Source organism: Micromonospora sp. NPDC003197 (assembly GCF_053590565.1).
Genome location: NZ_JBSFTE010000059.1, coordinates 1 through 1038 on the forward strand (window position 1 = coordinate 1; position 1038 = coordinate 1038).

The 1038-nt window shown below is 65.3% G+C and carries 1 protein-coding gene; it reads right to left on the reverse strand.

The features are described from left to right. Positions 1 to 23: 23 nt before the first annotated feature. Entirely contained in the window at positions 24 to 902 is an 879-nt protein-coding gene (locus ACWDV4_RS30715) for an IS5 family transposase (RefSeq protein ID WP_449986006.1), read from the reverse strand. Positions 903 to 1038 lie beyond the last annotated feature (136 nt).

Here is a 1038-nt window from a genome sequence, read left to right on the forward strand (position 1 = left end):
CTAAGGCGTGTTTCATAAGCTGGTCAGAGCCACTCGGTGATGATGGTGATGGTCAGGACGGCTTGGAAGCGGACCGCCAGCTTGTCGTATCGAGTAGCGACACCACGGTGGCGTTTGAGCCTGTTGATGCCGTTCTCGACGGCGTGGCGTAGCCGGTATAGGTCCTTGTCGAACGCGGGTGGGCGACCACCTTTGGAGCCTTTGGCCTTGCGGTAGGCGTCCTGGTCGGTCTTGCTGGGAATGCAGGCCTTGATCCCGCGTGAGCGTAGATGGCTGCGGTTGCCGCGGCTGGTGTAGGCCTTGTCCGCCAGGACCAGGTCGGGACAGGTGCGGGGCCGGCCCACGCCCAGACGGGTCACGCGGATGCGGCGCAGGACGGGGATGAACTGTGGGCTGTCACCACGATGCCCGGCGGTCACGATCAGGGCAAGGACCTTCTGTCCCTGCTCACAGGCCAGATGAGTCTTGGTGGTCAGCCCGCCCCTGGACCGGCCCAGTGCGTGGTCGGCCGGCTCGTCGTGCACGCCACCGGGCGGCTCCTTCTGCAGATGCCCGTCCTTGCGGGCACCTGCAGCGTGCTGGTGGGCGCGACTGGTCATCGAGTCCACGCTCACCGTCCAACCGATCCGACCCTGCGCGTCGCCGGCCGCCTGCAACGCGGACAGGATCTTGTCCCAGGTCCCGTCACGCTGCCAACGACGGAACAGGCCGTAGACGGTGGGCCAGGGCGCGTACTCGGCCGGGACGTCCCGCCATGGGGCACCGATCCGAATCCGCCACCGGATCCCATCGATGAGCTGTCGTTTCTCCCACTTCGGCGGACGACCTGTCGTCGGCGCGGCAGGCAGCAGAGGAGCCAGAACAGCCCACTGCCTGTCGGTCAGGTCATGCCGCCTCGTCACCGCTACGCTTGGCACGAGGTCTCCGGTATGAAGTTCTTGCTTGGTCGCAGAACCAGATACCGGAGACCTCTTCAGTTGTCGATCACCGCCACGCCGTGACCTTGATCAAACCCACCACTTCTGAAACACGCCTTAG